Source organism: Pseudomonas sp. MF5691 (genome assembly GCF_016405645.1).
Lineage (GTDB): Bacteria > Pseudomonadota > Gammaproteobacteria > Pseudomonadales > Pseudomonadaceae > Aquipseudomonas > Aquipseudomonas shahriarae.
In genome coordinates, this window is sequence record NZ_JAEKDC010000002.1 from 310,120 (window position 1) to 336,755 (window position 26,636).

Below are 26,636 nucleotides of genomic sequence, written 5' to 3' on the forward strand. Positions count from 1 at the left end.
AAATACCCCTACCATTCGAGTCCGGGCATATCGTGATTTCCCGGGCGCGCGACCGCGTGAGCTTCCCCGCACGTTTTCAACTGGTGGCAGCCATGAACCCTTGCCCCTGCGGCTATATGGGCGAACCCAGCGGGCGCTGTCGGTGTACGCCGGAACAGATCCAGCGCTACCGCAACAAGCTCTCGGGGCCGTTGCTGGATCGAATCGACCTGCACCTGACCGTTGCCCGGGAAAGCACCGCGCTGAACCCAGCCAAACAAACCGGCAATGACACTGCCAGCGCTTCAACCCTCGTCGCCAGCGCCAGGGATCGCCAACAACAACGCCAGGGCTGTGCAAATGCATTCCTCGACCTGACGGGTTTGCGGCGCCACTGCGAGCTATCGAAAGCCGATGAGGGTTGGCTGGAAAGCGCCTGTGAGCGCCTGACCCTGTCGTTGCGCGCAGCTCATCGGCTACTCAAGGTCGCGCGCACCCTGGCCGACCTGGAACAGGCAGACGCCATCGCTCGCCATCATCTGGCCGAAGCGTTGCAGTACCGGCCAACCGCCGTGACTTAGCGATCCCTGGGCAAATCCAGCAGCAGCCCCGCCACTTCCATCACCTCACCCAGTACCACTTGCGCCGACTCGACGGAGGGCTTGAGCAACAGGTCATCGGTATAACCCATCGTCACCGCAAAGATCTGGCGGGCCGCACGACTGGATGAGCCACAGCGGAATACCCCGGCAGCGATCCCCTGCTCGATCACATCGGCAAGCATGGCTTGCCACTGGGCATTGACCAACAGATACGCCTGAGCCAGTTCCGCGTCATGCATCGCCTCATCCCAGGCATCCAGCCAGAGCGCCCAGCCGGCGTCGGCGGTACACGGCAGGCAACCCTTGAGGAAACCCACCAAGGCCTCAAGCGGCGGCGCATCTGCCAATGGCCCGCGCACTTCGTCCAACTGCTCATTGGCGAAGCGAACAAAGGCTTCGCGGCGCAGTTCTTTCCAGTCGCTGAAGTAGTGATACACGTGGCTGCGGGACAAGCCCGCATGCTCCGCCAGATCGCGGGTGGAGACATCGGCAAAGCCCTTGCTGCGAAACAGCTCCAAGGCAGCGGCGATGATCTGGTCTTTACGGTCGATACGCGACATGGGCAATTCCTTACGGGCGCCGTCAGATAAGCGGCGCTTGCTTTTTGAGCGACTGCTCAAGGATACTTGAGCAGTCGCTCAATAGTAGCGCCTATTACTCCTTTGGTGCACCCATGCCATCCACAACGCCACAGATCCTGATCGAAGAAAGCAAGAAAATCGGCCAGCAATCGGCCAGCCAAACCCTCAAGGCAATCGCCAAGGCTTATCCCGGCAAGCTGTTCTGCACGCTGTCGTTGGTTGCGCTGGAGAACGCGTTGCTGCTGGCCTATCCCCTGTTTGCCGGTTTCGCCGTGGACTCGATCCTGCGCGGCGATGCCAGCAGTGCGCTGTTCTATGCGGCCGTGGTGATGGCGTTCTGGGTGGTCGGCGCCGCACGCCGGGCGTTGGATACCCGTACCTTCACGCGGATCTACGCCGATCTTGCCGTGCCTGTGATTCTCAACCAGCGTCTACAGAATCACAGCACGTCCAAGGCCGCCGCACGGGTGGTGCTGGCGCGGGACTTTGTCGACTTCTTCGAAAAGCATGTGCCGGTGATCGCAACAGCCTTGGTCTCCATCGTTGGCGCGGCCGCGATGTTATTGGTGATTGAACCTTGGGTGGGCCTGGCCTGCTTTGCGGCACTGCTGCTTTGCATCATCCTGCTACCGCGCTTTGCCCGCCGTAACGAGCAGTTGCACGAACGGTTGAATAACCGCCTGGAGAAAGAGATTGGCCTGGTGGAAAAGGTTGGCGCCCAGACGTTGCGACGCCATTACCAACTGCTGTCACGCCTGCGTATCTGGCTGTCGGACCGCGAAGCCGTCGCCTACCTGTTTCTCGGCGCGCTGGCAGCGCTACTGTTCATCGTAGCGATCAGCCAACTGGCCTTGTCGCCAGCGGTCAAGGCCGGCCATGTCTATGCGGTGATGACGTACCTGTGGACCTTCGCCAGCAGCCTCGACGAAGCGCCAGGGATGGTTGATCAACTGGCGCGGCTCAAGGACATCGGCAAACGGGTGGATCCGGGACTCGGGAATTGATCAGCCTTACCGAAACCGATCCACCTCTTGCCGCAGCCCTGCCGCCAACGTCTCCAGCTCCCTGGCGGTAATCGCCAGGTTCGAGACCACTTCCCGCTGCTCACTGTTGGCCAGGGCAATGCTCTGCAGGTTGCTGCTGAGCAAGGTCGCGGTGCTGCTTTGCTCCTGGGTCGCTGTGGTAATCGCGGCAAACTGCTGCCCCGCCGAGCGGCTTTGCTCGTCGATGCGCGCCAGGGCCGAGGCCACGTCGGCGTTGCGCGACAAGCCTTCCTGCATCAGCACATTGCCCTGTTCCATGGTGCTGATGGCATTGCCGGTTTCCTGCTGGATGCTCTGGATCATCCCGGAAATCTCATCGGTGGCCTGGCGGGTACGCGAGGCCAGGTTGCGCACCTCATCGGCGACCACGGCAAATCCACGCCCCTGCTCCCCGGCCCGCGCCGCCTCGATGGCGGCGTTGAGTGCCAGCAGGTTGGTCTGTTCGGCGATCGAGGTAATCACGCCGACGATGCCGCCGATTTCCTGGGAACGTTGGCCCAGGGTATTGATCACCTTGGCCGTGCTGTTCAGTGCCGTGGCGATATGCTCCAGGGACGACGACGCCTCCTGCATCGAGTTGCGGCCAATGCGGGTCTGCTGGGCATTTTCCTGGGCCATGCGTTCGGTATTGCCCATGTTGTCGGCAATGTTCAGCGAAGTGGCGCTGAACTCTTCCACCGCGCCGGCCATGCTGGTGATCTCGCCGGATTGCTGCTCCATGCCCTCATAAGCGCCTCCCGACAAACCTGACAGCGCCTGGGCGCGGCTGTTGACCTCTTCGGCCGCCTTGCGGATATGGGAGACCATGGTCGACAAGGCCTCGCCCATCTGGTTGAAGCTGCGTGCCAGCTGTCCGATTTCATCGTGGCTGGACACATTCAGCCGCGCACTCAAATCACCGGCCCCCAGGGCTTCGGCCTGGCGCACCAGGTCGCCCAGGGGCTGCAATTTGCTGCGCAGCAACCAGACCGCCGCGCCTACCGCCAACAGCATCGCCAGCACGCTGCCGATCACCAGGCGGATACCCACGGCCCAGGTCACCGCGCGGATCTCGGCCTTGGGCATGCTCGCCACCACCGACCACGGGCCGCCGTCAAATGGCACCGCAACGCTGTAGAAGTCTTCGCCCTTGTCACTCCAGAAACGCCCCTGGCCAGGCTTTTGCGCCAGCTCCAGGATCACCGGAACGGCCTGCTCCAGCGCCTGCACGCCGGCAGGCGGCACCAGCCAGTGTTTTTGCTCGTCCAGCAGCGCCAGCGAGCCGGTCTGGCCAATGCGGAACCGCTTGAGGTTGGCGAATTGGGCGTTCTGCGCATCGGTGTAGTCGAAACCGATGAACAACACCGCAATCACCTGGCCGCTGGCATCACGTACCGGGCTGTACTGGGTCATGTAGGAACGTTCGAACAGCACCGCGCGACCGATGTAGCTCTGCCCGGCGAGCAGGCGCTGGTAGGCCGGCCCCTGGCGATCCAGCACGGTGCCGATGGCGCGGTTGCCGTCCTGTTTGGTCAGGGAGGTGCTGATACGGACAAAGTCTTCGCCGCTGCGCACGAACACCGTGGCCACGCCGCCGGACATCTGCTTGAACTCATCGACCTCGTCGAAGTTGTTGTTCAGTACTTCAGTGCCCAGGTAAAGGCTCGGGGTCTGCACCCCGGCCACACTCACCATCTGCTCGGGACGTACGCTCAACCCGGCGCCGAAGCGCTTTTCAAACAACCCACTCAAACGCTGGGTGCTCTCACGCAGGGTGCTGTGGAAGGTATTGAGTTGGTCGGCGAGCAAACGCGCTTCGCTGGCCAGGTGTTCTTCACGGGTCAGCAGGTTGGCCGAGTCCAGGGAACGCAGGGCAAACACCGTGCTGCCGCTGATCACGACAGCCAATATGACCGCCAAGGCAATGCCCAGCTGCGAAGCGATGCGGGCGCGGGGTTGAGACATGACAGCTCCTGGCCGAGGCCCGGATCGTCCTGATCTCATAGCGCTAATCGGCAAATTTCTTGGATTGGGGGCACGCTGAGCCGCAACTAAAGGCGACTCCGACACACCTACTTCGGCGGCCCCAATCAATACTTGAGCAAATTACAGGGGCATCACTCAAAGGCACCGTGTGTAGGGAGCTGCATCGTTTCACTCGAGCTGTTCCACCGCCGGCAAGGCCATGGCCTGGACTTCACTTTGCAGGAAGTCCGACAGCCTGCGCAGGCGCTCACCGCCGGGGCGGGTCTTGGGCCAGACCAGGTAATAGCTTTCGCCGCTGGCCACCGCAGTCGGCCATGGCAAACTCAAGCGCCCCTGGGCCACATCCTCGGCGACCATCAACAGATCGCCCATGGACACGCCATAGCCCCGGGCAGCGGCAATCATCCCCAGCTCCAGCGTATCGAACACCTGCCCGCCCTTGATGGCGACGCGGGACGCCAGCCCCGTACGCTGCAACCAGCGGCGCCAGTCACGCCGATCCGGCGTGGGGTGCAGCAGTTCAGCGCTGGCCAGGCGCTCCACATCCCAGGGGCCGTCATTGAGCAGGTTCGGCGCGCCCACCGGGATCAACAGTTCGGGAAACAGGTAGCTGGCTTCCCAGTCCGCCGGAAAGTGCCCGTCACTCAGCAAGACCGCGCAGTCGAACGGTTCCTGATTGAAATCCACTTCGTCGATGCTCATCCAGGCGCTGGTCAACTGCACCTCGTTGCCCGGCTGCAAGTGCCGGAACCGGCTCAGGCGCGCCAGCAACCAGCGCATGGTCAGGGTCGACGGGGCCTTCATGCGCAGGATGTCATCTTCGGCATTCAAGGTATGGCAGGCGCGCTCCAGGGCGGCGAAACCCTCGCGCACCCCAGGCAGCAGCAGGCGCGCCGACTCGGTCAACTGCAAGGTGCGCCCGCTGCGCTGGAACAGGCGGCAGGCGAAATGCACCTCCAGGGTACGGATATGCCGGCTGACTGCACTTTGGGTGATGGACAGTTCTTCGGCCGCACGGGTGAAGGAGTTATGCCGTGAGGCGGCTTCAAATGCACGCAAGGCATACAGCGGAGGCAGGCGACGAGACATGAGGAAAACTCCGACGGCACGATTCCGAAACCCTACCAGATTCATCTTGGCATGAGTTTTAATCATGCGAATGATCGCATTTATCCCTTTGTGCAAAGCGCTGAGAGCGCCGAGAATCAACCCTTCTACCCCTTGTGCAATTATTGAGCGTGATGATCATGCAGCATCCGGCGCGTACCGAACTCTGGGCCATTCTGCGGCTGTCAGGGCCGTTGATTGCCTCGCAGTTGGCGCACATGTTGATGGTGCTGACCGACACCCTGATGATGGCCCGCCTCAGCCCCGAAGCCCTGGCCGGCGGCGGGCTGGGCGCGGCAAGCTATTCGTTTGTGTCGATCTTTTGCATCGGCGTGATTGCCGCCGTGGGCACCCTGGTCGCCATTCGCCAGGGCGCCGGCGACATCGAGGGCGCCACCCGCCTGACCCAGGCCGGCCTGTGGCTGGCCTGGCTGATGGCCCTGGTGGCCGGCCTGCTGCTGTGGAACCTCAAGCCGGTGCTGCTGATGTTCGGCCAGACCGAAACCAACGTGCAGTCGGCCGGGCAATTCCTGATGATCCTGCCGTTCGCCCTGCCCGGCTACCTGACGTTCATGGCCCTGCGCGGCTTCACCAGCGCCATCGGCAAAGCCACGCCGGTGATGGTGATCAGCCTGTGCGGCACGGTGCTCAACTACCTGCTCAACCATGCGTTGATCGAAGGCATGTTCGGCCTGCCCAAGCTGGGCCTGATGGGCATTGGCCTGGTCACGGCGATTGTCGCCAACTGCATGGCCCTGGCACTGTTGTGGTACATCAAATACAACCGCGCCTACGCGGCCTACCCCCTGGGCAAGGGCCTGCTGCGGCCCAACCTGCATTACTTACGCGAGCTGTGGCGCCTGGGCCTGCCGATTGGCGGCACCTATGCGGTGGAAGTCGGCTTGTTCGCCTTTGCGGCGCTGTGCATGGGCACCATGGGCAGTACGCAGTTGGCGGCCCACCAGATTGCCCTGCAAATCGTCTCGGTGGCGTTCATGGTGCCGGCGGGCATGTCCTATGCCGTCACCATGCGCATCGGCTTGCACTATGGCGGCGGGCAACTGCTCGATGCACGGCTGGCCGGACGCGTGGGTATCGCCTTCGGCGCGAGCGTGATGCTGGGGTTTGCCATGGTGTTCTGGCTGTTTTCAGACCCGCTGATCGGCCTGTTCCTCGACCATGACGACCCGGCCTTCGCCCAAGTGATCAGCCTGGCGGTCAGCCTGTTGGCCGTGGCGGCGTGGTTCGAGCTGTTCGACGGCGTGCAGACCATCGCCATGGGTTGCATCCGAGGGCTCAAGGATGCCAAGACCACGTTCCTCGTCGGCCTGGGTTGTTACTGGTTGATTGGCGCACCGGCGGCCTGGTTGATGGCGTTTACCTTGGACTGGGGCCCGACCGGCGTGTGGTGGGGTCTGGCGCTGGGGCTTGCCTGTGCGGCGATTACCCTGACCTGGGCGTTTGAGGCGAAGATGAAGCGGATGATTGCCCAGGAGCCGCAAGTCGATGCGGTCCCACAGCCTAACTGAAGGATGTACTCGGTCAGTGTGGGAGCTGGCTTGCCAGCCCCCACCTTTTTGATTGGTTTACAGGGCTAGATCACATCGCCCAACAACGCCTGCTGGCTGCTGCCAAACGTCAGGTATTCCACCAATTCCGCCAGCGGCAACGGCTTGCTGATCAGGTAACCCTGGGCCTGGTCGCAGCCGAACAAGCGCAACAACGCCAGTTGCTCCGGGGTTTCCACGCCTTCGGCCACCACTTCCAGGTTGAGGTTGTGGGCCAGGTTGATCATGGCGTGCACCAGCTTGCGGTTTTCTTCGCGCTCTTCCATACCGCCGACAAAGCTCTTGTCGATCTTGAGCAAGGCAATCGGCAGGCTGTTGAGGTGCACGAAGGACGAGAACCCGGTGCCAAAGTCATCCAGGGAGAAGCGCACACCCAGGCGGCCCAAGGCATCCATGGTCTGCTTGACCAGGTCGCTGCGGCGCATCACGGCGGTTTCAGTAAGCTCGAATTCGAGCCATTGCGCCTCCACCCCACGCTCGGCAATCAAACGGCTCAGGGTCGAGAGCAACTGGCTGTCCTGAAACTGACGGAACGACAGGTTGACCGCCATGTGCAACGGCGGCAGGCCGCGCTCGCGCAGGTCCTGCATATCGCGCAGGGCCCGGGAAATCACCCAGTAGCCCAACGGCACGATCAGGCCGCTCTGCTCGGCCAGCGGCACGAACTCGCTCGGCGGCAGCAAGCCACGTTCACCGTGGCGCCAGCGCACCAGGGCTTCGAGGCCGACGATATGCCCATCGTCCAGGTCCAGCCGCGGCTGGTAATGCAGTTCCAGTTCGTCACGGCGCAGCGCCCGGCGCAGTTCGCTTTCCAGGTCGGCGAGGCTACGGGCATTGCGGTTGATGCGTTCATTGAAGATATGAAAGGTGCAGCCCTGGGTGCTCTTGGCCTGTTGCATGGCGATATGCGCGTGCCACATCAACGGGTCGGCGCCGGCCTTGGCGCGGGCATGGGCCACACCGAGGCTGCAACCGATCAGCAGGCTCTCGCCATCGACCCAGTAAGGTTCGGCCATGGCCTCGGTGATGCGCTCGGCCATCCACTCGGCGCGTTGCGGCGCACGGCGGGTGTCGATCAACAAGGCAAATTCATCACTGCCCAGGCGCGCCAGTTGGTCGCCGACCTCCAGTTGGCTCTTGAGCCGCGAGACCACTTGCAGGATCAGCCGGTCGCCCGCCTGATGGCCGAGGGCATCGTTGGCATGGCGGAAGTTGTCCAGGTCCAGGTGGCCGAGGGCCAGGCCACGCCCGTCGTTTTCCGCCAGGCGCGCGGCCAGCAGGGTCTGGAAACCCTGGCGGTTGGCGATGCCGGTCAAGGGGTCTTGTGCGGCCAGGCGTTGCAGGGTGTTTTCCAGCAAGCCGCGTTCGCGCACATGGCGCAGGCAGCGGCGCAGCGTATCCACATCAAACGCGCCACGGATCAACCAATCGCTGGCGCCCAACGGTGCAACCAGCGGTTCCTGCTCCAGCAGCATTACGGTGGGCAGGTTACAACGGCCAGGGCCAGGTTGCAGACCCGGGGTGGTGAGCAAGACAGCCGTGCGGTCGTCGTCGAACAGGCTGCTCACCGACTCCCAGCTTGGCGCACTGACCAGCACAGCCCCATCGCCCATCGGCGCCAGGCACTCGCGCAACAACGCTGCCCACGCTGGCTCATCGGCCAGTAGCAGCAAACGCAAGGGTTCGACAGGCGTAGACAAGCTAGCTCCCTAGACTTTGCAAAAATTCGTTGGCGGCGGGCATTATGACGCGCAGCCTGATAATGACCAATGATATTGGTTATCAAATACGCGCAGTGCAGGTCTAGATCGAACAATAGACCCAAAAACACCGCACATCCTGCGGCAAAGTAACAAAACCGGCAAATTTAGATCGAGTGGTACGTCACACTGTCGTTCAGAGGCGGCAGAATCTTGCCAGCCTGTTAAAATGCCCGCCCTTTTCGCTCAAAGACTCCCAAAACCCTGTATGTCCCGACTCAATCCCCGGCAGCAAGAAGCCGTGAACTACGTCGGCGGCCCTCTATTGGTGCTCGCCGGTGCTGGCTCCGGCAAGACCAGCGTGATCACCCGCAAGATCGCGCACCTGATCCAGAACTGCGGCATCCGTGCCCAGTACATCGTCGCCATGACCTTTACCAACAAGGCGGCGCGGGAAATGAAAGAGCGCGTCGGCACCCTGCTCAAGGGTGGCGAAGGCCGTGGCCTCACTGTGTGTACCTTCCACAACCTGGGGCTGAACATCATCCGCAAGGAGCATGTGCGGCTGGGCTACAAGCCGGGCTTCTCGATCTTCGACGAGACCGACGTCAAGGCCCTGATGACCGACATCATGCAGAAGGAATACGCGGGCGACGACGGGGTCGACGAGATCAAGAACATGATCGGCTCGTGGAAAAACGACCTGATCCTGCCGCCCGAGGCCCTGGAAAACGCGCGCAACCCCAAGGAACAGACTGCCGCCATCGTCTACACCCACTACCAACGCACGCTCAAGGCGTTCAACGCGGTGGACTTCGACGACCTGATCCTGCTGCCAGTGAAGCTGTTCCAGGAACACGCCGATATCCTCGAAAAGTGGCAGAACAAGGTGCGCTACCTGCTGGTGGACGAATACCAGGACACCAACGCCAGCCAATACCTGCTGGTGAAACTGCTGATCGGCACGCGCAACCAGTTCACCGTGGTCGGCGACGATGACCAGTCGATCTACGCCTGGCGCGGTGCGCGCCCGGAAAACCTGATGCTGCTCAAGGACGACTACCCGTCCCTGAAAGTGGTGATGCTGGAGCAGAACTACCGCTCCACCAGCCGCATCCTGCGTTGCGCCAACGTGCTGATCTCGAACAACCCCCACGAATTCGAAAAACAGCTGTGGAGCGAGATGGGCCACGGCGATGAGATTCGCGTGATCCGCTGCCGCAACGAAGACGCCGAAGCCGAACGCGTGGCCGTGGAAATCCTCAGCCTGCACCTGCGCACCGACCGGCCCTACAGCGACTTTGCGATCCTCTATCGCGGCAACTACCAGGCCAAGCTGATCGAGCTGAAGTTGCAGCACCATCAGGTGCCGTATCGTCTGTCCGGCGGCAACAGCTTTTTCGGACGCCAGGAAGTAAAGGATCTGATGGCCTACTTCCGGCTGATCGTGAACCCGGATGACGACAACGCCTTCCTGCGCGTGATCAACGTGCCGCGCCGGGAAATCGGCTCCACCACCCTGGAAAAACTCGGTAACTACGCCACCGAACGCAAGATCTCGATGTACGCCGCCACCGACGAAATCGGCCTGGGCGAACACCTGGACACGCGCTTCACCGATCGCCTGTCGCGCTTCAAGCGTTTTATGGACAGGGTGCGCGAGCAATGCGCCGGCGAAGACCCGATCAGCGCCCTGCGCAGCATGGTCATGGATATCGACTATGAAAACTGGCTGCGCACCAACAGCTCCAGCGACAAGGCCGCGGACTACCGCATGGGCAACGTCTGGTTTCTGATCGAGGCGCTGAAGAACACCCTGGAAAAAGACGAAGACGGCGAAATGACCGTCGAAGACGCCATCGGCAAGCTGGTGCTGCGCGACATGCTCGAGCGCCAGCAGGAAGAGGAAGACGGCGCCGAAGGTGTGCAAATGATGACCTTGCATGCGTCCAAGGGCCTGGAATTCCCCTACGTGTTCATCATGGGCATGGAAGAGGAAATCCTCCCACACCGCTCCAGTATCGAAGCCGACACCATCGAGGAAGAACGGCGCCTGGCCTACGTGGGCATTACCCGCGCACGTCAGACCCTGGCCTTCACCTTTGCGGCCAAGCGCAAGCAATACGGCGAAATCATCGACTGCGCCCCAAGCCGGTTCCTCGATGAGCTACCACCGGACGACCTGGCCTGGGAAGGCAACGACGACACCCCAACTGAAGTCAAGGCGGTACGCGGCAACACCGCCCTGGCGGATATACGCGCGATGCTAAAGCGCTAGAATCGACTACTTTTTAATCTACTTTCGGCGCCCCTTGCGCCACCAGAGGAAGCTTTTGTGGAAGCACTGCACAAGAAAATTCGCGAAGAAGGCATCGTGCTTTCCGACCAGGTACTCAAGGTCGACGCCTTTCTGAACCATCAGATCGACCCGGCGCTGATGAAACTGATCGGCGACGAATTCGCCGCGCTGTTCAAGGATTCGGGGATCACCAAGATCGTCACCATCGAAGCCTCAGGCATCGCGCCAGCGATCATGACCGGCCTGAACCTGGGCGTACCGGTGATCTTCGCCCGCAAGCAGCAGTCCCTGACCCTGACGGAAAACCTGCTGTCGGCGACGGTGTATTCCTTCACCAAGAAAGTCGAAAGCACCGTGGCAATCTCCCCACGCCACCTGACCAGCAGCGACCGCGTGCTGGTGATCGACGACTTCCTGGCCAACGGCAAGGCGTCCCAGGCGCTGATTTCGATCATCAAACAGGCCGGCGCCACCGTGGCGGGCCTGGGGATTGTGATCGAGAAGTCGTTCCAGGGTGGGCGTGCTGAGCTGGATGCCCAGGGTTACCGGGTTGAGTCGCTGGCGCGGGTCAAGTCCCTGGCCGGTGGCGTCGTGACCTTCATCGATTAATCCTGAGCGGGCACGCTTAAAAATGTGGGAGCGGGCTTGCTCGCGATAGCGGTCTGTCAGTCAACTCACGAGTGGCTGATCCATTGCTATCGCGAGCACGCCCGCTCCCACATTTGGTTTGTGGTGGCCGTTAGTGTGCGGTGGCCTTAAGGCCAGCAAGCAATAGGCGCTGATACAAATCCTCTTTAAACCCCTCCGGGTTATCCAGGCGCATCCGCACCAAGTGCTCGGGAAACGCCTCAGGCTCAGGCGCATCCAGCGCCGCTTTGCCCAACTCCAGAATCTCCGTCAGCTTGAATTTGCTCTTGAGCCAGTTCAACGCGCGCAACAAATCCCGTTCTTCATCGGTGAAGTCACTGCCCAGCGGGTACTCCGGGAACAGCCTTGAATGCCGTGCCTGCACCGCCTGCAAACGCTCCGGCGTGTTGTCGGCGAAGCGCGGGTCGAGCTGAAAGTCCTTGGGCAACTTGCCGGCTTTTTGCGCCTGCTCGATCAAGCCCGCCTGGAAGCGTGAGTCGGTGATATTGAGCAGCGCCTCGATCACCTTGGCGTCGGTCTGGCCACGCAGGTCGGCGATGCCGTATTCAGTGATGACAATATCGCGCAGGTGCCGGGGAATCGTGCAATGGCCATATTCCCAGACGATATTGGAGCTGACATCACCGCCCGCTTCACGCCAGCTGCGCAGGATCAGGATCGAGCGCGCGCCCTCCAGCGCATGGCCCTGGGCCACAAAGTTGTACTGCCCACCCACGCCACTGAGCACGCGGCCGTCTTCCAGTTGGTCGGCAACACCGGCGCCCAGCAACGTGACCATGATGGCGCTGTTGATAAACCGCGCATCCAGGCGCTGTAAACGCTTGAGTTCTTCCTGCCCGTACAGCTCGTTGATATAGCTGATGCGGGTCATGTTGAATTCCAGGCGCTTGGCGTGGGTCATTTCCTGCAAGCGCTGGTAAAAACTGCGGGGGCCGAGGAAGAAGCCACCGTGGATCGACACGCCATCCGGTTGTGCCGCGTCGTCCAGCAGACCCGCATTGGCCTGCTGCTGCGTCGCCACATCGGGGTACACCTTGCGCCGCACAATGCCGGCGTCGGCCAGCACCAGCAGGCCATTGACGAACATTTCGCTGCAGCCATAGAGGCCCCGGGCAAACGGCTCGACCCCGCCCTCGCGGCTGATCAGCGGCGCCCATTGGTACACATCCAGGTCGGTGAGCAACTGCCGGTAGCCTTCGTTATCGGCCTGACGCGCCAGCAATGCGGCAGTCAGGGCGTCGCCCATCGAACCGATACCGATCTGCAGGGTGCCGCCATCGCGTACCAGGGTACTGGCGTGCAAACCAATGAAGTGGTCCTGCAAACCCACTGGCATGTTCGGCGTGGAAAACAGCGTGGTGCGGTCTTTTTCGTCGATCAGGAAGTCGAACTGATCCATGCCCAGCTCGGCATCACCGGGCATGTAGGGCAAATCATCATGCACCTGGCCCACCACCAGGATGGTCTCGCCTGCCGCGCGGCGCTTGGCGATCATCGGTAACAGGTCGAGGGTGATATCGGGGTTGCAGCTCAGGCTCAGGCGATCCGGGTGCTCACTGCTGCTGGCCACCAACTGCGCGATCAGGTTCAGGCCGGCAGCGTTGATATCGCGGGCGGCATGGCTGTAGTTGCTGCTGACGTAATCCTGCTGGGCCGAGGTGCTATGCAGCAGGCTGCCGGGCTGCATAAAAAACTGCTGCACGTGAATATTGGCCGGCAGGCTGTCCTTGCGCAGGGCGGCGAGGAAGTCCAGCTCAGGATAATCGCCGAACACCCGCTCGATAAACGGCTCCAGAAAACGCTTCTGCAAGCCATCGCCCAACGGCGGGCGACCCAGGCTCAGCGCGGTGTAAATCGTCAGCGCCCGCTCAGGCAGCTTGGCGATGCGCCGGTACAAGGCATTGGCAAACAGATTCGCCTTGCCCAGGCCCAGCGGCATACCCATGTGGATATGCGCAGGCAAGCGCTCCAGTACGTCATCGACCGCTTGCTCGATTGAACACAACTGCACCATCCGACCCTCCTGACATTCCATGATTAGGGGTTGGACCGAGCTTGCCGGGTCTTTGCTGCAATGAACAGCCTTGGCCGCCAAATTGCGCCCACAAAAAAGCCGCTGGTCAGCGGCTTTTTGGCGAAGATCGGTTTATTTCAAACCAGACATCTTCTCGATCGCACCCTTGAGGTCAGCATCCGAGCAATCGGCGCAGGTTCCTTTAGGCGGCATGGCGTTGATACCGGTGATGGCCTTGGCCAGGATGCCATCAAGGCCGCCCTGGTGGTCGGCGCGCTCTTTCCAGGCAGCAGTGTCACCGATTTTCGGTGCGCCCAACAGGCCAGTGCTGTGGCAAGCAGTACAGTGTTTGGCGATGATCTCGTCCGGCGTTTTCGCGCCGCCGCCTGCTGTCACAGCGACTTCCATCCCCTTGCATTCTTCGCCCTGAATACAGACCTTCCCGACGGGTTCAAGACGCTTGGCAATATCATCATTGGTCGCAGCTTGAGCGCTGGCAGCCCAAAGGGCCAGTACGGTTGCTGGTACAGCCAGCATTTTCATAATTAGGTTCACGCGTTCACCCTCATGGTGGCTATTCACGCCTGCGGCCACGGTTTCGCAGGCGGCGAAAGTATAACGGTTAGGCCGCCTCACTGAAACAACCCTATTATCCAAGGGGGGATTCAGTATGGCGAAATACAACTACGGGCACCTCTGCAAGGTAGGCAGGGCGCCTCTTCTGTTAAAAGTTCGCGGGTGTGGCTGCGCTGATTAGTCGCGCCGGCACATCGAACGGATTGCGAAAACGGTGCGGCTTGGTGCTTTCAAAGTAGTAGCTATCGCCGGCTTCGAGCACAAAAGTTTCGACGCCCACGACCAATTCCAGACGACCTTCCAACAGAATCCCGGTTTCCTCGCCATCATGGGTCAGCATTTCCTCGCCCGTATCGGCGCCTGGCGGGTAGATTTCGTTGAGAAACGCAATCGCCCGGCTGGGATGCGCACGGCCCACCAGCTTCATGGTCACCGCACCATCGGAAATGTCGATCAGCTCATTGGCTTTATAGACGATCTGGGTCGGTTTTTCCTGGAGGATCTCCTCGGAAAAGAATTCGACCATCGACATGGGGATGCCGCCCAGCACCTTGCGCAAGGAGCTGATGGAAGGGCTGACACTGTTTTTCTCGATCATCGAAATGGTGCTGTTGGTGACGCCCGCACGTTTGGCGAGTTCACGCTGGGAAAGACCTTTCAGTTTACGGATGGATTGCAGTCGTTCGCCGACGTCCAATGCAGGAGCCTCCTAGGATTCAGGCTTTGTTGTAATTGAGCGTCATCATGGCGACAGCGTTCAGTATTTACAACACTTTGGTCTGAATCCCGCTGGACGTCTTCGGCGTCCGGCAGCTAGGCGCCGGAATAGAGCCGTGGCACTCGGCGCAGGTTGCAAAAAATCTGGTAGGGAATGGTGTCAGCGGCGGTCGCCACATCGCTGGCGAGGATGTTTTTGCCCCACAACTCGACGGTCGAGCCCAGGCCGGCCTCGGGCACATCGGTCAGGTCGACACACAGCATGTCCATCGACACCCGCCCCAGCAACTGGCTGCGCTGGCCGGCGACCAGCACCGGCGTACCGGTCGGCGCGTGGCGCGGATAACCATCGGCATAGCCCATGGCAACCACGCCGATACGCATCGGCTTGGGCGTCACGAACCGTGCGCCATAACCCACGGGCTCGCCCGCCGGCAGTTCGCGCACGCAGATGACTTTCGATTCCAGGGTCATCACCGGCTGCAAACGCGCGGCAACCGCCTGGTCTTCGCCAAAGGGCGTTGCGCCGTAGAGCATGATGCCGGGCCGCACCCAATCACTGGAGACGCCCGGCCAACCCATTACCGACGGCGAGTTGCGCAGGCTGACCTGGGCCGCCAGGCCCTGGCGCGCCGCATCGAATACCGCGACCTGCTCATCGCTGCTTGTGCAGTCCAGTTCATCGGCGCGAGCGAAGTGGCTCATCAACACGATCTTGGCCACTTTGCCACTGGCCAGCAGGCGCTGGTAGGCGTCGTGATAATCCTTGGGATGCAAACCAACCCGGTGCATGCCCGAATCCAGCTTCAACCACACCGTCAGCGGCTTGCTCAGGCGCGCCTGTTCAATCGCCTCCAGTTGCCACAGCGAATGCACCACGCACCACAAGTCATGCTCAATGATCAGCGGCAGTTCGTCGGCCTCGAAGAACCCTTCGAGCAACAACACCGGCCCACGAATTGCGGCGGCGCGCAGCTCCAGCGCCTCCTCGATACAGGCCACGGCAAAACCGTCGGCCTGGTCTTCCAGGGCCTGGGCCACGCGCACGGCACCATGGCCATAGGCGTCGGCCTTGATCACGGCAAGGGCCTTGGCCCCGGTCAGTTCGCGGGCCAATTGGTAGTTGTGGCGCAGGGCTTGTAGGTCGATCAGGGCACGGGCAGGACGCATGGCGGCAGGCTTCTAGGCGGCGGTGGGAAGAAAAAACCGGTACCGGCCAATAGCGCCGGCACCGCAAGAGGGATCGTTTAAGGCAGAGCGGCCACGACAGACAGCTCGACCAGGATTTCTGGCTCACACAGTTTCGACTCGACCGTGGCACGGGCCGGGGCCGCGCCTTTTGGCAGCCACTTGTCCCAAACCGCGTTCATGCCGGCAAAGTCGGCGTCGATGTCTTTGAGGTAGATCGTCACCGACAGCAACTTGGTTTTATCGGTACCGGCCAAATCCAGCAAACGCTCGATATTGGCCAGGGTTTCACGGGTCTGCTGTTCAATTCCGGCACTCATGTCGTCGCCGACTTGCCCTGCCAGATACACGGTACCGCTGTGGACAACGATCTGGCTCATGCGCTCATTGGTGAGCTGGCGCTGGATTGACATGTTTTGTGGACTCCTGAGGGTTGCCGTAACGGGAAATATCAAGGCCAGCGGCACTGATCTGCGGGGTTTTCTTCGCCATCAGGTCCGCCAGCAGGCGACCAGAGCCACAGGCCATGGTCCAGCCGAGGGTGCCGTGGCCAGTGTTCAAGAACAGGTTTTTGAAAGGCGTGGCGCCGACGATCGGCGTACCGTCCGGGGTGGTCGGGCGCAGGCCGGTCCAGAACGTCGCTTCGCTCAAATCACCGCCCTGAGGATAAAGGTCGTTGACGATCATCTCCAGGGTTTCGCGCCGACGCGGGTTCAGCGACAGGTCAAAACCGGCTATTTCAGCCATGCCACCGACGCGGATGCGGTTGTCGAAACGGGTGATCGCAACCTTGTAGGTTTCGTCGAGAATAGTCGAAGTCGGGGCCATCGCCGGGTTGGTGATCGGCACGGTCAGGGAGTAACCCTTGAGCGGATACACCGGCGCCTTGATCCCCAGCGGCTTGAGCAACTGCGGCGAGTAACTGCCCAGGGCCAGCACGTAGCGGTCGGCGGTTTCCAGCTTGCCGTCGATCCACACGCCGTTGATGCGATCACCGGCGTGGTCCAGGCGTTGAATGTCCTGCTCAAAACGGAATTCCACCCCCAACTGCTTGCACATGTCGGCCAGGCGGGTGGTGAACATCTGGCAGTCGCCGGTCTGGTCATTGGGCAGGCGCAAGGCACCGGCGAGGATATCCGTGACACTGGCCAGGGCCGGCTCGACGCGGGCAATGCCGGCGCGGTCAAGCAGCTCGAACGGCACGCCGGACTCTTTCAGCACGGCGATATCCTTGGCCGCGCCATCCAGTTGCGCCTGGGTGCGGAACAATTGCGTAGTCCCCAGGCTGCGCCCTTCGTAGGCAATGCCGGTTTCGGCGCGCAGCTCATCGAGGCAGTCGCGGCTGTACTCGGACAGGCGCACCATGCGTTCTTTGTTCACGGCATAACGGTTGGCCGTGCAGTTGCGCAGCATCTGCGCCATCCACAGGTATTGGTCGATATCGGCCGTGGCCTTGATCGCCAGCGGCGCATGGCGCTGCAGCAACCACTTGATGGCCTTGAGCGGCACACCCGGCGCGGCCCACGGCGATGCATAGCCGGGCGAGACCTGGCCGGCGTTGGCGAAGCTGGTCTCCATTGCAACGGCCGGCTGGCGGTCGACCACGACCACCTCAAAACCGGCACGCGCCAAATAGTAGGCACTGGCCACACCAATGACACCGCTACCCAAGACCAAAACCCGCATTTTTATATCCTCATCACGGCTTGACCGCTGACGTTTGTTGTTCGGCACAAAGATGTGAGCAGTATAAAAAGCAATGACCAGTGCATTTCACTATATAAGTGCCTATATTTGGCGACAATTCTCGGCAAAAACCCTTTTCACGGAGGAGCATCCCCTATGCGGACCAATACCCAGACCAAGCGGGAGCTGGACAAGATCGACCGCAACATCCTGCGCATCCTGCAGGCCGACGGGCGGATTTCGTTTACCGAGCTAGGGGAGAAGGTAGGACTGTCGACCACGCCGTGCACCGAACGGGTCCGGCGCCTGGAGCGCGAGGGGATCATCATGGGCTACAACGCCCGCCTCAATCCGCAGCACTTGAAGGGTAGCCTGCTGGTGTTTGTCGAGATCAGCCTCGACTACAAATCCGGCGATACCTTCGAAGAATTCCGACGTGCCGTGCTGAAACTGCCCCATGTGCTGGAGTGCCACCTGGTCTCGGGGGATTTCGACTATCTGGTGAAGGCGCGGATTTCCGAGATGGCGTCGTACCGCAAACTGCTGGGCGATATCCTGCTCAAGCTGCCCCATGTGCGCGAGTCCAAGAGCTATATCGTGATGGAAGAGGTGAAGGAGAGCCTGAACCTGCCGATCCCGGATTGACCCTGTGGGCGCTACACCGTCATCGCAGGCAAGCCAGCTCCCACCTTTTGACCGGGTACATCTGTCAGACCAGCACCTGCCGCGTCGTCGCCATGTACTCGTGAATCTGCTTCTCCACCCGCGGGTGAATCAGCTCCACCGGGCCTCGATTGTTGGGGCATGGCAGGCTGGGCGTGGTACCAAACAACCTACAGATCAACGGGCGCTCGTCGTACACCGTGCAACCGTTGGGCCCCAGGTGCACACAGTTCAGCTCATCCATGGCCGCTTCCTGCTCGGCCGCAGTCTTGCGCGGCAGGCGCGACATTTCCTCGGTGGATGTAGTCACCGGCCCACAGCAATCATGGCAACCCGGCACACACTCGAACGAGGGGATCTGCCGGCGCAGCGCGTTGACTTTCTGGCTGTTGCAACTCATCGAAACCCATACCGAACGGCGAATAGGCGTGGATTTTGCCCTAAAAGCCCCGAGTGAGACAGCTTCACCCGACCGCTGTATCCTGCGTCAAATTTTCCAAACACGGATGCTCCCCATGACCGCCAGCGCCCGGCACACCGCTTCCTACTACGCCGCCAGCAGCCTGGCGCAACCCGATTACCAGGCATTGGCGGGCGAAGTGGTCGCCGATGTGTGCGTGGTCGGCGGCGGGTTTTCCGGGCTGAACACCGCGCTGGAGCTGGCTGAACGGGGCTTTAGCGTGGTGCTGCTGGAGGCACGCAAGATCGCCTGGGGCGCCAGCGGGCGCAACGGCGGGCAGTTGATTCGCGGCGTCGGCCATGGCCTCGATCAGTTTGCCAATGTGGTCGGCAGCGAAGGCGTGCGGCAGATGAAGCTGATGGGCCTGGAAGCCGTGGAAATCGTGCGCCAGCGGGTCGAGCGCTTCCAGATTGATTGCGACCTGACCTGGGGCTACTGCGACCTGGCCAACAAGCCCCGCGACTTGCAGGGCCTGGCCGCCGACGCCGAAGAGCTGCACGACCTGGGCTATCGACATGAACTGCGCCTGCTGCAAGCCGGGGAAATGCGCAGCGTGATCGGCTCCGACCGTTACGTGGGCGGCATGATCGACATGGGCTCCGGCCACCTGCACCCGCTGAACCTGGCCCTTGGCGAAGCGGGCGCCGCGCAGCAACTGGGCGTGAGGCTGTTCGAGCAGTCCGAAGCCCTGCGCATCGACTACGGCCCTGAAGTCAAAGTCCACACCGCCCACGGCAGTGTGCGCGCCAAGACTCTGGTGCTGGGCTGCAATGCCTACCTCAATGGCCTCAACCCTCACCTGAGCGGCAAGGTGCTGCCCGCCGGCAGCTACATCATTGCCACCGAACCCTTGAGCCCAACCCAGGCCGCCGAGTTACTGCCGCAAAACATGGCGGTGTGTGATCAGCGGGTCACGGTGGACTACTTCCGTTTATCGGCCGACCGGCGCCTGCTGTTTGGCGGTGCTTGCCACTATTCCGGACGCGATCCCCAGGACATTGGCGCCTATATGCGGCCGAAGATGCTCAAGGTCTTCCCGCAATTGGCCGAAGCGAAGATCGACTATCAATGGGGCGGCATGATCGGCATCGGCGCCAACCGCCTGCCGCAGATTGGCCGGCTGGCCGACCAGCCCAATGTGTACTTTGCCCAGGCCTACGCCGGCCATGGCCTGAACGCCACCCACCTGGCCGGCAAACTGTTGGCAGAAGCCATCAGCGGCCAGCAGAGTGGGCGCTTCGATCTGTTTGCCCAGGTGCCACACATCACCTTCCCTGGCGGCAAGCACTTGCGCTCACCGCTACTGGCCCTGGGCATGCTCTGGCACCGCCTGAAAGAACTGCTCTGACTCAACTGCGCCAGAACGGCTTCAAGCCTTCCCGGCGCGCTTGTTCAGTACTCAAGCCGATATCGCGCAGTTGCTCCGTGGTCAGGTCCAGCAAGGCCTGGCGCGTGTGGCGACGGCGCCAGAACAGTTCCCAACGGCTCGGATTACCCGGCGCCAGCCCGGTCAGCCCGCGCTCCTGCCCTGCTTCCAGTTCCTGACTGTGTAGTGCCAGCCGCACATCGCTCAAGCCATTCATTGTCCTGCCCCTCATTTGCCTGTTGCCATGAGTGACTAGAATGGACGGCACGGCAAAACCATTACAGATTCAACCAACTTTTATTAAATCCATACAGATACTCCCAACCACGGGCTGAATCCTGTATTTTCCTTGCATCTGTACTGGTCCCCTGGGAGTGACCGCAATGACCCTCTACGTCAACCTCGCCGAACTGCTGGGCACCCGTATCGAACAGGGCTTCTATCGCCCCGGCGATCGCTTACCCTCCGTGCGTGCCTTGAGTGTGGAACACGGGGTCAGCCTGAGCACCGTGCAACAGGCTTACCGAATGCTCGAAGACAACGGCCTGGCGACGCCCAAGCCGAAATCCGGCTACTTCGTGCCCGTCGGTCGCGAACTGCCCGCGCTGCCTGCCGTGGGTCGGCCGGCCCAGCGCCCGGTGGAGATTTCCCAGTGGGACCAGGTGCTGGAACTGATCCGCGCGGTGCCGCGCAAAGATGTCATACAGATGGGCCGTGGCATGCCGGATGTCCTGTCACCGACCCTCAAACCCCTGCTGCGCAGCCTGGCCCGGGTCAGCCGCCGCCAGGATCTGCCAGGCCTGTACTACGACAATATCTACGGCTGTATGGAGCTGCGTGAACAAATAGCCCGTCTGTCATTGGATTCCGGCTGCCAACTCGACGCCCAGGACATCGTGATCACCACCGGCTGCCATGAGGCACTGTCCTCCAGCATCCGTGCCATTTGCGAGCCCGGCGATATCGTCGCCGTCGACTCGCCAAGCTTCCACGGCGCCATGCAGACCCTCAAGGGCCTGGGCATGAAAGCCCTGGAAATCCCCACCGACCCGCTCACCGGCATCAGCCTGGAAGCCCTGGAACTGGCCCTGGAGCAATGGCCGATCAAAGTCATCCAGTTGACCCCCAACTGCAACAACCCCCTGGGCTACATCATGCCCGAGGCACGCAAACGGGCGCTGCTGACCCTGGCCCAGCGCTTTGACGTGGCGATTATCGAAGACGATGTGTATGGCGAGCTGGCCTACAGCTACCCGCGACCACGCACCATCAAATCCTTCGACGAAGATGGCCGCGTCCTACTCTGCAGTTCCTTCTCCAAAACCCTGGCCCCCGGTCTGCGGATCGGTTGGGTAGCGCCGGGCCGCTATCTGGAGCGGGTGCTGCACATGAAATACATCAGCACCGGCTCCACCGCCACCCAGCCGCAGATCGCCATTGCCGAGTTCCTCAAGAACGGGCACTTCGAGCCGCATTTGCGGCGGATGCGCAGCCAATACCAGCGCAATCGCGACCTGATGCTCGATTGGGTCAGCCGCTATTTCCCCGCCGGCACCCGCGCCAGCCGGCCCCAGGGCAGCTTTATGCTGTGGGTGGAACTGCCAGAAGGTTTCGACACCCTCAAGCTCAACCGGGCCCTGGTCGAGCAAGGCGTACAGATTGCCGTGGGCAGCATCTTCTCGGCCTCGGGCAAATACCGTAACTGCCTGCGGATGAACTACGCTGCCAAGCCAACCCCCCAAATTGAAGAGGCGGTGCGCAAGGTCGGGGCAACGGCGATCAAAATGCTCGCCGAAGCCGAACAGCGGGTGGACTGACCTTTTGCCAGCAATCACCGTCATATGCCCACCAACGCCCTGATTCGGAACCTGTCGCCTTGATGAGCCAACGGCTGTTAGCGTTTTTTTTGCTGGGGTTCCTGGGCCTGGGCGGTTGCGCCACCCTGGATGTGCCCCGGGTGGCCAGCGAGGCGCTGCCGGCGACGCAGTCCGCCTTTGGCCGCTCGATCCAGGCCCAGGCCGCGCCCTACCAGGGCCGCTCCGGGTTCCGCCTGCTGCCCAACAGCAGCGAAGCGTTCATGGCTCGCGCCGAATTGATCCGCAATGCCCAGACCAGCCTCGACTTGCAGTACTACATCGTCCATGACGGCATCAGCACGCGCATGCTGGTGGCCGAGCTACTCACGGCGGCCGACCGTGGCGTGCGGGTGCGCATCCTCCTGGATGACACCACCAGCGACGGCCTGGACCAGATCATCGCCACCCTGGCCGCGCACCCGCAGATCCAGATTCGCCTGTTCAACCCCTTGCACCTGGGGCGCAGCACCGGCGTGACACGGGCCATGGGCCGGCTGTTCAACCTGTCGCTGCAGCACCGGCGCATGCACAACAAGCTGTGGCTGGCGGACAACAGCGTGGCGATTGTCGGCGGGCGCAACCTGGGGGATGAGTATTTCGATGCCGAGCCCAACCTGAACTTCACCGATATCGACATGCTCAGCGTCGGGCCTGTGGCCGAGCAACTGGGCCACAGCTTTGACCAGTACTGGAACAGTGCGCTGAGCAAACCCATTGCCGACTTCATCTCCAGCGCCCCGTCCTCCCGCGACCTGGCCACGGCGCGCGGGCTTCTGGAGAACTCCCTGGCCGAGTCGCGCCAGCAAAACCATGCCCTGTACAACCGCCTGCGCACCTACCAGACCCAGCCCCGCATGGACATCTGGCGCCGGGAGCTGATCTGGGCGTGGAACCAGGCGCTGTGGGATGCGCCGAGCAAGGTGCTGGCCAAGGCCGATCCCGACCCACAACTGTTGCTCACCACCCAACTGGGGCCGGAGCTGGAAGGCGTGCACAGTGAACTGATGATGATTTCGGCCTACTTCGTCCCCGGTCAGCCGGGCCTGGTTTACCTGACCGGCCGCGCGGACGCCGGTGTCGACGTGCGTCTGCTGACCAACGCTCTGGAGGCCACCGACGTACCGGCAGTGCATGGCGGCTATGCGCCCTATCGCAAGGCGCTGTTGGAGCACGGGGTGAAACTGTACGAACTGCGCCGCCAACCGGGCGACGGCGGCGGCAGTGGCCCGCACATGCTGGGCAGCCGCGCGCTGCATGGCTCGGACTCCAGCCTCCACAGCAAGGCGATGATCTTTGATCGGCAGAAGTCGTTTATCGGCTCATTCAATTTCGACCCGCGTTCGGTGCTGTGGAACACCGAGGTTGGCGTGCTGGTGGACAGCCCCGAGCTGGCCGAGCATGTACGCAACCTGGCCCTGCAAGGGATGGCGCCGGCCTTGAGTTATGAGGCGAAGCTGCAGGATGGCCAGGTGGTATGGGTGACAGAAGACAACGGCCAGTTGCACACCCTGACCCGCGAGCCGGGCAGTTGGTGGCGCCGCTTCAATGCCTGGTTTGCCACCACTGTGGGCCTGGAGCGCATGCTCTAAGCACCACCAAAATCCAATCTGGGAGCACTTCCAGGTCAGGCCGGCTGCTCGGCGCCAAACGCCCCTTGGCGCAACAACAGAATCACCAGCCCCAAGGCCCCCGCCGCCATTAACAATGGCAACGCATGCCCGCTGATCCACTGGCTGCCCGCGCCCGCCACCAGTGGGCCGATCAGGCAACCAATCCCCCACAACTGCGCAATATGGGCATTGGCCCGCACCAACGCATCGTCACGGTAGCGCTCGCCGATCAGGATCAACGACAAGGTGAACAAGCCCCCGGCGCTGGCACCGAACAGCACCCAGATCGGCCAGATCAGCCAGGTATCGAGCAGCGGCGCAATGGCCAGGCTCGACAGCAGCAACAACACCGCGCACCCCAGAAACAGGGTACGCCTGGGCAGGTAATCAGCCAGCGCGCCAATCGGCAATTGCAGCAAGGCATCGCCGACCACCACGGTGCTGACCATCGCCAGCGCCACCTCAGCGGTAAAACCCTGCTGCAGGCAATACACCGGCAGCAGCGTCAGAATCATCGCCTCGAACGCGGCAAACAACGCCACCGCCCAGGCAATCGCCGGCAGGCCCCGGCAAAAACCCCACAAGTCGCCAAAGGTCACGCTGAAGGCCTCCGCCGTCGGCGCCCCGCTGCGCCCCAACAGCAGGAACGGCGCAATGATCAGCAGGCCGACGCCGACCCAGAAGCCATAGTCATGATCGGTCCCCAGTACGCCGAGCAACAACGGCCCCGACAGTTGGCTCAAGGCGTAGGTACAGCCATACAGCGCCACCAGCCGGCCACGCCACTGCTCCACCACCAGTTGATTGATCCAGCTTTCGCCGAGGATAAACACGATGGTCAGGATCACCCCGATCATCAACCGCAGCACCAGCCACACCGGATAGCTGGGCAGTACCGCCAGCAAACCGATGGAAATCGCCCCAGCCCACAGGCACAGACGCATCAGGTTCGCCGTGCCCAACCAGGAAGCCAGGCGGCTGGAGACCTTGGCGCCCAACAGCACACCGAACGCCGGCATCGCCGCCATGATGCCGATGGCAAAGTTGCCATAGCCCCAGCTTTCCAGGCGCAGGGACACCAGCGGCATGCTCACGCCCAGGGCGAGGCCGACGCTGAGTACCGAGGCCAGGACGGCGAAGTAAGTCGCCCAACGCATTGCCACGCTCCTGTGGGTTATTTCCAGATCACGCAAAATACTGTGGGAGCGGGCTTGCCCGCGATGAGGGAGTACCAGCCAACTCATGAGTGACTGATATACCGCTATCGCGGGCAAGCCCGCTCCCACATGTGGATCTACTGCAGCTGGGGCCCGGAGTCCGGGTTTACAGCTTGATCCAGGTCGCCTTCAGCTCGGTGTACTTGTCGAACGCGTGCAGCGACTTGTCGCGACCGTTGCCCGACTGCTTGAACCCGCCAAATGGCGCAGTCATGTCGCCGCCATCGTACTGGTTGACCCACACGCTACCGGCGCGCAGGGCCTTGGCGGTCAGGTGCGCCTTGGAGATATCCGAAGTCCAGACCGCAGCGGCCAGGCCATAAGGCGTGTCGTTGGCAATCGCCACGGCTTCTTCCGCGCTGTCGAACGTCAGCACCGACAGCACAGGGCCAAAGATCTCTTCCTGGGCAATCTTCATGGCGTTGGTCACGCCGTCGAAAATCGTCGGTTCGACGTAGGTACCGCCAGTTTCCTGCAGGGTGCGCTTGCCACCGGCCACCAGCTTGGCGCCATCGGCGTGCCCGGCTTCGATGTACGACAGCACGGTGTTCATCTGCTGGGTATCCACCAGCGCGCCGACGTTGGTAGCCGGGTCCAGCGGGTTGCCCGGCTTCCAGCCCTTGAGGGCCTCGATCACCATTGGCAGGAATTTGTCCTTGATCGAACGCTCCACCAGCAGGCGCGAGCCGGCAGTGCAGACTTCGCCCTGGTTGAAAGCAATGGCGCCAGCCGCGGATTCGGCAGCGGCTTGCAGGTCCGGGGCATCGGCAAACACGATGTTCGGGCTCTTGCCGCCAGCTTCCAGCCAGACGCGTTTCATGTTCGATTCGCCGGAGTAGATCATCAGTTGCTTGGCGATCTTGGTCGAACCGGTGAACACCAGGGTATCGACGTCCATATGCAGCGCCAGGGCCTTGCCGACAGTGTGGCCATAACCCGGCAGCACGTTGAGCACACCCTTGGGGATACCCGCTTCAACGGCCAGGGCAGCGATGCGGATGGCGGTCAGCGGCGATTTTTCCGAAGGCTTGAGCACGACCGAGTTGCCGGTGGACAGCGCCGGCCCCAGCTTCCAGCAGGCCATCATCAGCGGGAAGTTCCACGGCACGATGGCCGCCACTACGCCGACGGGCTCGCGGGTCACCAGGCCCAGTTGGTCATGGGGGGTGGCGGCGACTTCGTCGTAAATCTTGTCGATGGCCTCGCCACTCCAGCTCAGGGCTTGCGCCGCGCCAGGGATGTCGATGCCCAGGGAATCGCCGATGGGCTTGCCCATGTCCAGGGTTTCGAGCAGGGCCAGCTCTTCGGCGTTGGCCTTGAGCAGCGCGGCGAAACGGATCATGGTGGCTTTGCGCTTGGCCGGGGCCAGGCGAGACCATGCACCGGAGTTGAAAGTGGCGCGGGCGTTTTCCACGGCGCGCTGGGCGTCGGCGACGTCACAACTGGCAACCGTGGTCAGCAGGCGGCCATCGACTGGGCTGAGGCATTCGAACGTGTCGCCGGAAACTGCGGCGGTGTACTCGCCATTGATATAGGCGCGGCCTTCGATCTTCAGATCCTTGGCGCGTTGTTCCCAGTCGGCACGGGTCAGGGTGGTCATGCGAGTGTCCTCCTCTTATTAAATATAAGGGCCCGGCGTTATAACCGCTCCCTTCCAAATGCTTGCCCGGCCAGCCAGCTATTCGGTCCGAGGCACCCGCCACCCTAAACCAGCCGCAAGGGATGTTTCAATATATTTGACATAACGGCCGCAAACGCCCTTGCGATGTTCATTTTAATAAACATAGACTT

22 protein-coding genes and 1 pseudogene are annotated in these 26,636 nt (G+C 62.0%); 9 read left to right on the top strand and 14 right to left on the bottom strand.

Features of this window, described 5'->3' with window-relative positions; genetic code table 11:
* Nucleotides 1-11: 11 nt before the first annotated feature.
* A pseudogene (locus JFT44_RS04145) lies at nucleotides 12-560 on the top strand (ATP-binding protein); the annotation flags it as partial.
* Here JFT44_RS04145 and JFT44_RS04150 read toward each other — a convergent pair.
* A complete protein-coding gene (locus tag JFT44_RS04150; RefSeq protein ID WP_057960984.1) occupies nucleotides 557-1,141 on the bottom strand; it encodes a TetR/AcrR family transcriptional regulator in 585 nt (194 codons plus the stop codon). The pseudogene JFT44_RS04145 and the gene JFT44_RS04150 sit on opposite strands and share 4 nt — an antisense overlap.
* 113 nt (nucleotides 1,142-1,254) lie before the next feature.
* Here JFT44_RS04150 and JFT44_RS04155 point away from each other — a divergent pair, with 113 nt between their 5' ends.
* Nucleotides 1,255-2,166, top strand: coding sequence for an ABC transporter six-transmembrane domain-containing protein (locus JFT44_RS04155; protein WP_057960985.1), 912 nt, complete (start codon nucleotides 1,255-1,257; stop codon nucleotides 2,164-2,166).
* A gap of 6 nt (nucleotides 2,167-2,172) precedes the next feature.
* Here JFT44_RS04155 and JFT44_RS04160 read toward each other — a convergent pair whose 3' ends face one another.
* Complete coding sequence (locus JFT44_RS04160; protein ID WP_115129273.1) at nucleotides 2,173-4,149, bottom strand: methyl-accepting chemotaxis protein; 1,977 nt, start codon at nucleotides 4,147-4,149, stop codon at nucleotides 2,173-2,175.
* Between the two features lie 189 nt (nucleotides 4,150-4,338).
* A complete protein-coding gene (locus JFT44_RS04165) occupies nucleotides 4,339-5,259 on the bottom strand; it encodes a LysR substrate-binding domain-containing protein (RefSeq protein WP_198830380.1) in 921 nt (306 codons plus the stop codon).
* Between the two features lie 152 nt (nucleotides 5,260-5,411).
* Here JFT44_RS04165 and JFT44_RS04170 point away from each other — a divergent pair, with 152 nt between their 5' ends.
* Complete coding sequence (locus JFT44_RS04170; RefSeq protein ID WP_057440496.1) at nucleotides 5,412-6,806, top strand: NorM family multidrug efflux MATE transporter; 1,395 nt, start codon at nucleotides 5,412-5,414, stop codon at nucleotides 6,804-6,806.
* A 65-nt stretch (nucleotides 6,807-6,871) separates the two neighbouring features.
* On the opposite strand, the gene JFT44_RS04175 is transcribed toward JFT44_RS04170, so the two are convergent.
* Nucleotides 6,872-8,545, bottom strand: a complete 1,674-nt coding sequence (locus JFT44_RS04175; protein ID WP_057960988.1) for a bifunctional diguanylate cyclase/phosphodiesterase — start codon at nucleotides 8,543-8,545, stop codon at nucleotides 6,872-6,874.
* A gap of 268 nt (nucleotides 8,546-8,813) precedes the next feature.
* Here JFT44_RS04175 and rep point away from each other — a divergent pair, with 268 nt between their 5' ends.
* Together rep and JFT44_RS04185 are read left to right on the top strand one after the other, a co-directional pair.
* The gene (gene rep / locus JFT44_RS04180) at nucleotides 8,814-10,823 is read left to right on the top strand and encodes a DNA helicase Rep (protein WP_057440498.1); all 2,010 of its coding nucleotides are present in this window, start codon (nucleotides 8,814-8,816) and stop codon (nucleotides 10,821-10,823) included.
* A 57-nt stretch (nucleotides 10,824-10,880) separates the two neighbouring features.
* On the top strand, nucleotides 10,881-11,453 hold the full coding sequence (locus JFT44_RS04185; RefSeq protein ID WP_029289761.1) for a xanthine phosphoribosyltransferase: 573 nt from the start codon (nucleotides 10,881-10,883) through the stop codon (nucleotides 11,451-11,453).
* A gap of 130 nt (nucleotides 11,454-11,583) precedes the next feature.
* Here JFT44_RS04185 and JFT44_RS04190 read toward each other — a convergent pair whose 3' ends face one another.
* From JFT44_RS04190 to dadA, 6 genes are all read right to left on the bottom strand, one after another.
* Complete coding sequence (locus JFT44_RS04190; protein WP_057960989.1) at nucleotides 11,584-13,506, bottom strand: acetyl-CoA hydrolase/transferase C-terminal domain-containing protein; 1,923 nt, start codon at nucleotides 13,504-13,506, stop codon at nucleotides 11,584-11,586.
* 132 nt (nucleotides 13,507-13,638) lie between these two features.
* Nucleotides 13,639-14,049, bottom strand: a complete 411-nt coding sequence (locus JFT44_RS04195) for a cytochrome c5 family protein (protein ID WP_057960990.1) — start codon at nucleotides 14,047-14,049, stop codon at nucleotides 13,639-13,641.
* A gap of 181 nt (nucleotides 14,050-14,230) precedes the next feature.
* Complete coding sequence (locus JFT44_RS04200; RefSeq protein WP_029289768.1) at nucleotides 14,231-14,779, bottom strand: cupin domain-containing protein; 549 nt, start codon at nucleotides 14,777-14,779, stop codon at nucleotides 14,231-14,233.
* Between the two features lie 116 nt (nucleotides 14,780-14,895).
* Nucleotides 14,896-15,969 (bottom strand): alanine racemase, encoded by a 1,074-nt coding sequence (gene alr, locus JFT44_RS04205; protein ID WP_057440500.1) that lies wholly within the window; start codon nucleotides 15,967-15,969, stop codon nucleotides 14,896-14,898.
* A gap of 77 nt (nucleotides 15,970-16,046) precedes the next feature.
* Nucleotides 16,047-16,400, bottom strand: a complete 354-nt coding sequence (locus JFT44_RS04210; RefSeq protein ID WP_057960992.1) for a RidA family protein — start codon at nucleotides 16,398-16,400, stop codon at nucleotides 16,047-16,049.
* The gene (gene dadA, locus JFT44_RS04215) at nucleotides 16,372-17,673 is read right to left on the bottom strand and encodes a D-amino acid dehydrogenase (protein WP_029289774.1); all 1,302 of its coding nucleotides are present in this window, start codon (nucleotides 17,671-17,673) and stop codon (nucleotides 16,372-16,374) included. Before dadA ends, JFT44_RS04210 begins: the two co-directional genes overlap by 29 nt.
* Nucleotides 17,674-17,829: 156 nt before the next feature.
* On the opposite strand from dadA, the gene JFT44_RS04220 reads away from it, so the two are divergent.
* Entirely contained in the window at nucleotides 17,830-18,318 is a 489-nt protein-coding gene (locus JFT44_RS04220) for an Lrp/AsnC ligand binding domain-containing protein (protein ID WP_003206849.1), read from the top strand.
* Nucleotides 18,319-18,382: 64 nt separating this feature from the next.
* Here the strand turns inward: JFT44_RS04220 and JFT44_RS04225 are convergent, their stop codons facing one another.
* Complete coding sequence (locus tag JFT44_RS04225; protein ID WP_029289779.1) at nucleotides 18,383-18,736, bottom strand: YkgJ family cysteine cluster protein; 354 nt, start codon at nucleotides 18,734-18,736, stop codon at nucleotides 18,383-18,385.
* Between the two features lie 115 nt (nucleotides 18,737-18,851).
* Between JFT44_RS04225 and JFT44_RS04230 the strand changes: the two genes are divergently transcribed.
* Nucleotides 18,852-20,144 (top strand): FAD-binding oxidoreductase, encoded by a 1,293-nt coding sequence (locus tag JFT44_RS04230; protein ID WP_198817202.1) that lies wholly within the window; start codon nucleotides 18,852-18,854, stop codon nucleotides 20,142-20,144.
* Nucleotide 20,145: 1 nt separating this feature from the next.
* Here the strand turns inward: JFT44_RS04230 and JFT44_RS04235 are convergent, their stop codons facing one another.
* A complete protein-coding gene (locus JFT44_RS04235) occupies nucleotides 20,146-20,379 on the bottom strand; it encodes a DUF1127 domain-containing protein (RefSeq protein ID WP_128593302.1) in 234 nt (77 codons plus the stop codon).
* 166 nt (nucleotides 20,380-20,545) lie between these two features.
* Between JFT44_RS04235 and JFT44_RS04240 the strand changes: the two genes are divergently transcribed.
* Nucleotides 20,546-21,979: a PLP-dependent aminotransferase family protein gene (locus tag JFT44_RS04240; RefSeq protein ID WP_198791872.1), complete on the top strand. Its 1,434-nt coding sequence runs from the start codon at nucleotides 20,546-20,548 to the stop codon at nucleotides 21,977-21,979.
* 62 nt (nucleotides 21,980-22,041) lie between these two features.
* A complete protein-coding gene (locus JFT44_RS04245; RefSeq protein ID WP_198830381.1) occupies nucleotides 22,042-23,607 on the top strand; it encodes a phospholipase D family protein in 1,566 nt (521 codons plus the stop codon).
* A 35-nt stretch (nucleotides 23,608-23,642) separates the two neighbouring features.
* On the opposite strand, the gene JFT44_RS04250 is transcribed toward JFT44_RS04245, so the two are convergent.
* Nucleotides 23,643-24,785 (bottom strand): MFS transporter, encoded by a 1,143-nt coding sequence (locus JFT44_RS04250; RefSeq protein ID WP_169989474.1) that lies wholly within the window; start codon nucleotides 24,783-24,785, stop codon nucleotides 23,643-23,645.
* 166 nt (nucleotides 24,786-24,951) lie between these two features.
* Nucleotides 24,952-26,445, bottom strand: coding sequence for an aldehyde dehydrogenase (locus JFT44_RS04255; RefSeq protein ID WP_057440504.1), 1,494 nt, complete (start codon nucleotides 26,443-26,445; stop codon nucleotides 24,952-24,954).
* Between the last annotated feature and the right edge of the window lie 191 nt (nucleotides 26,446-26,636).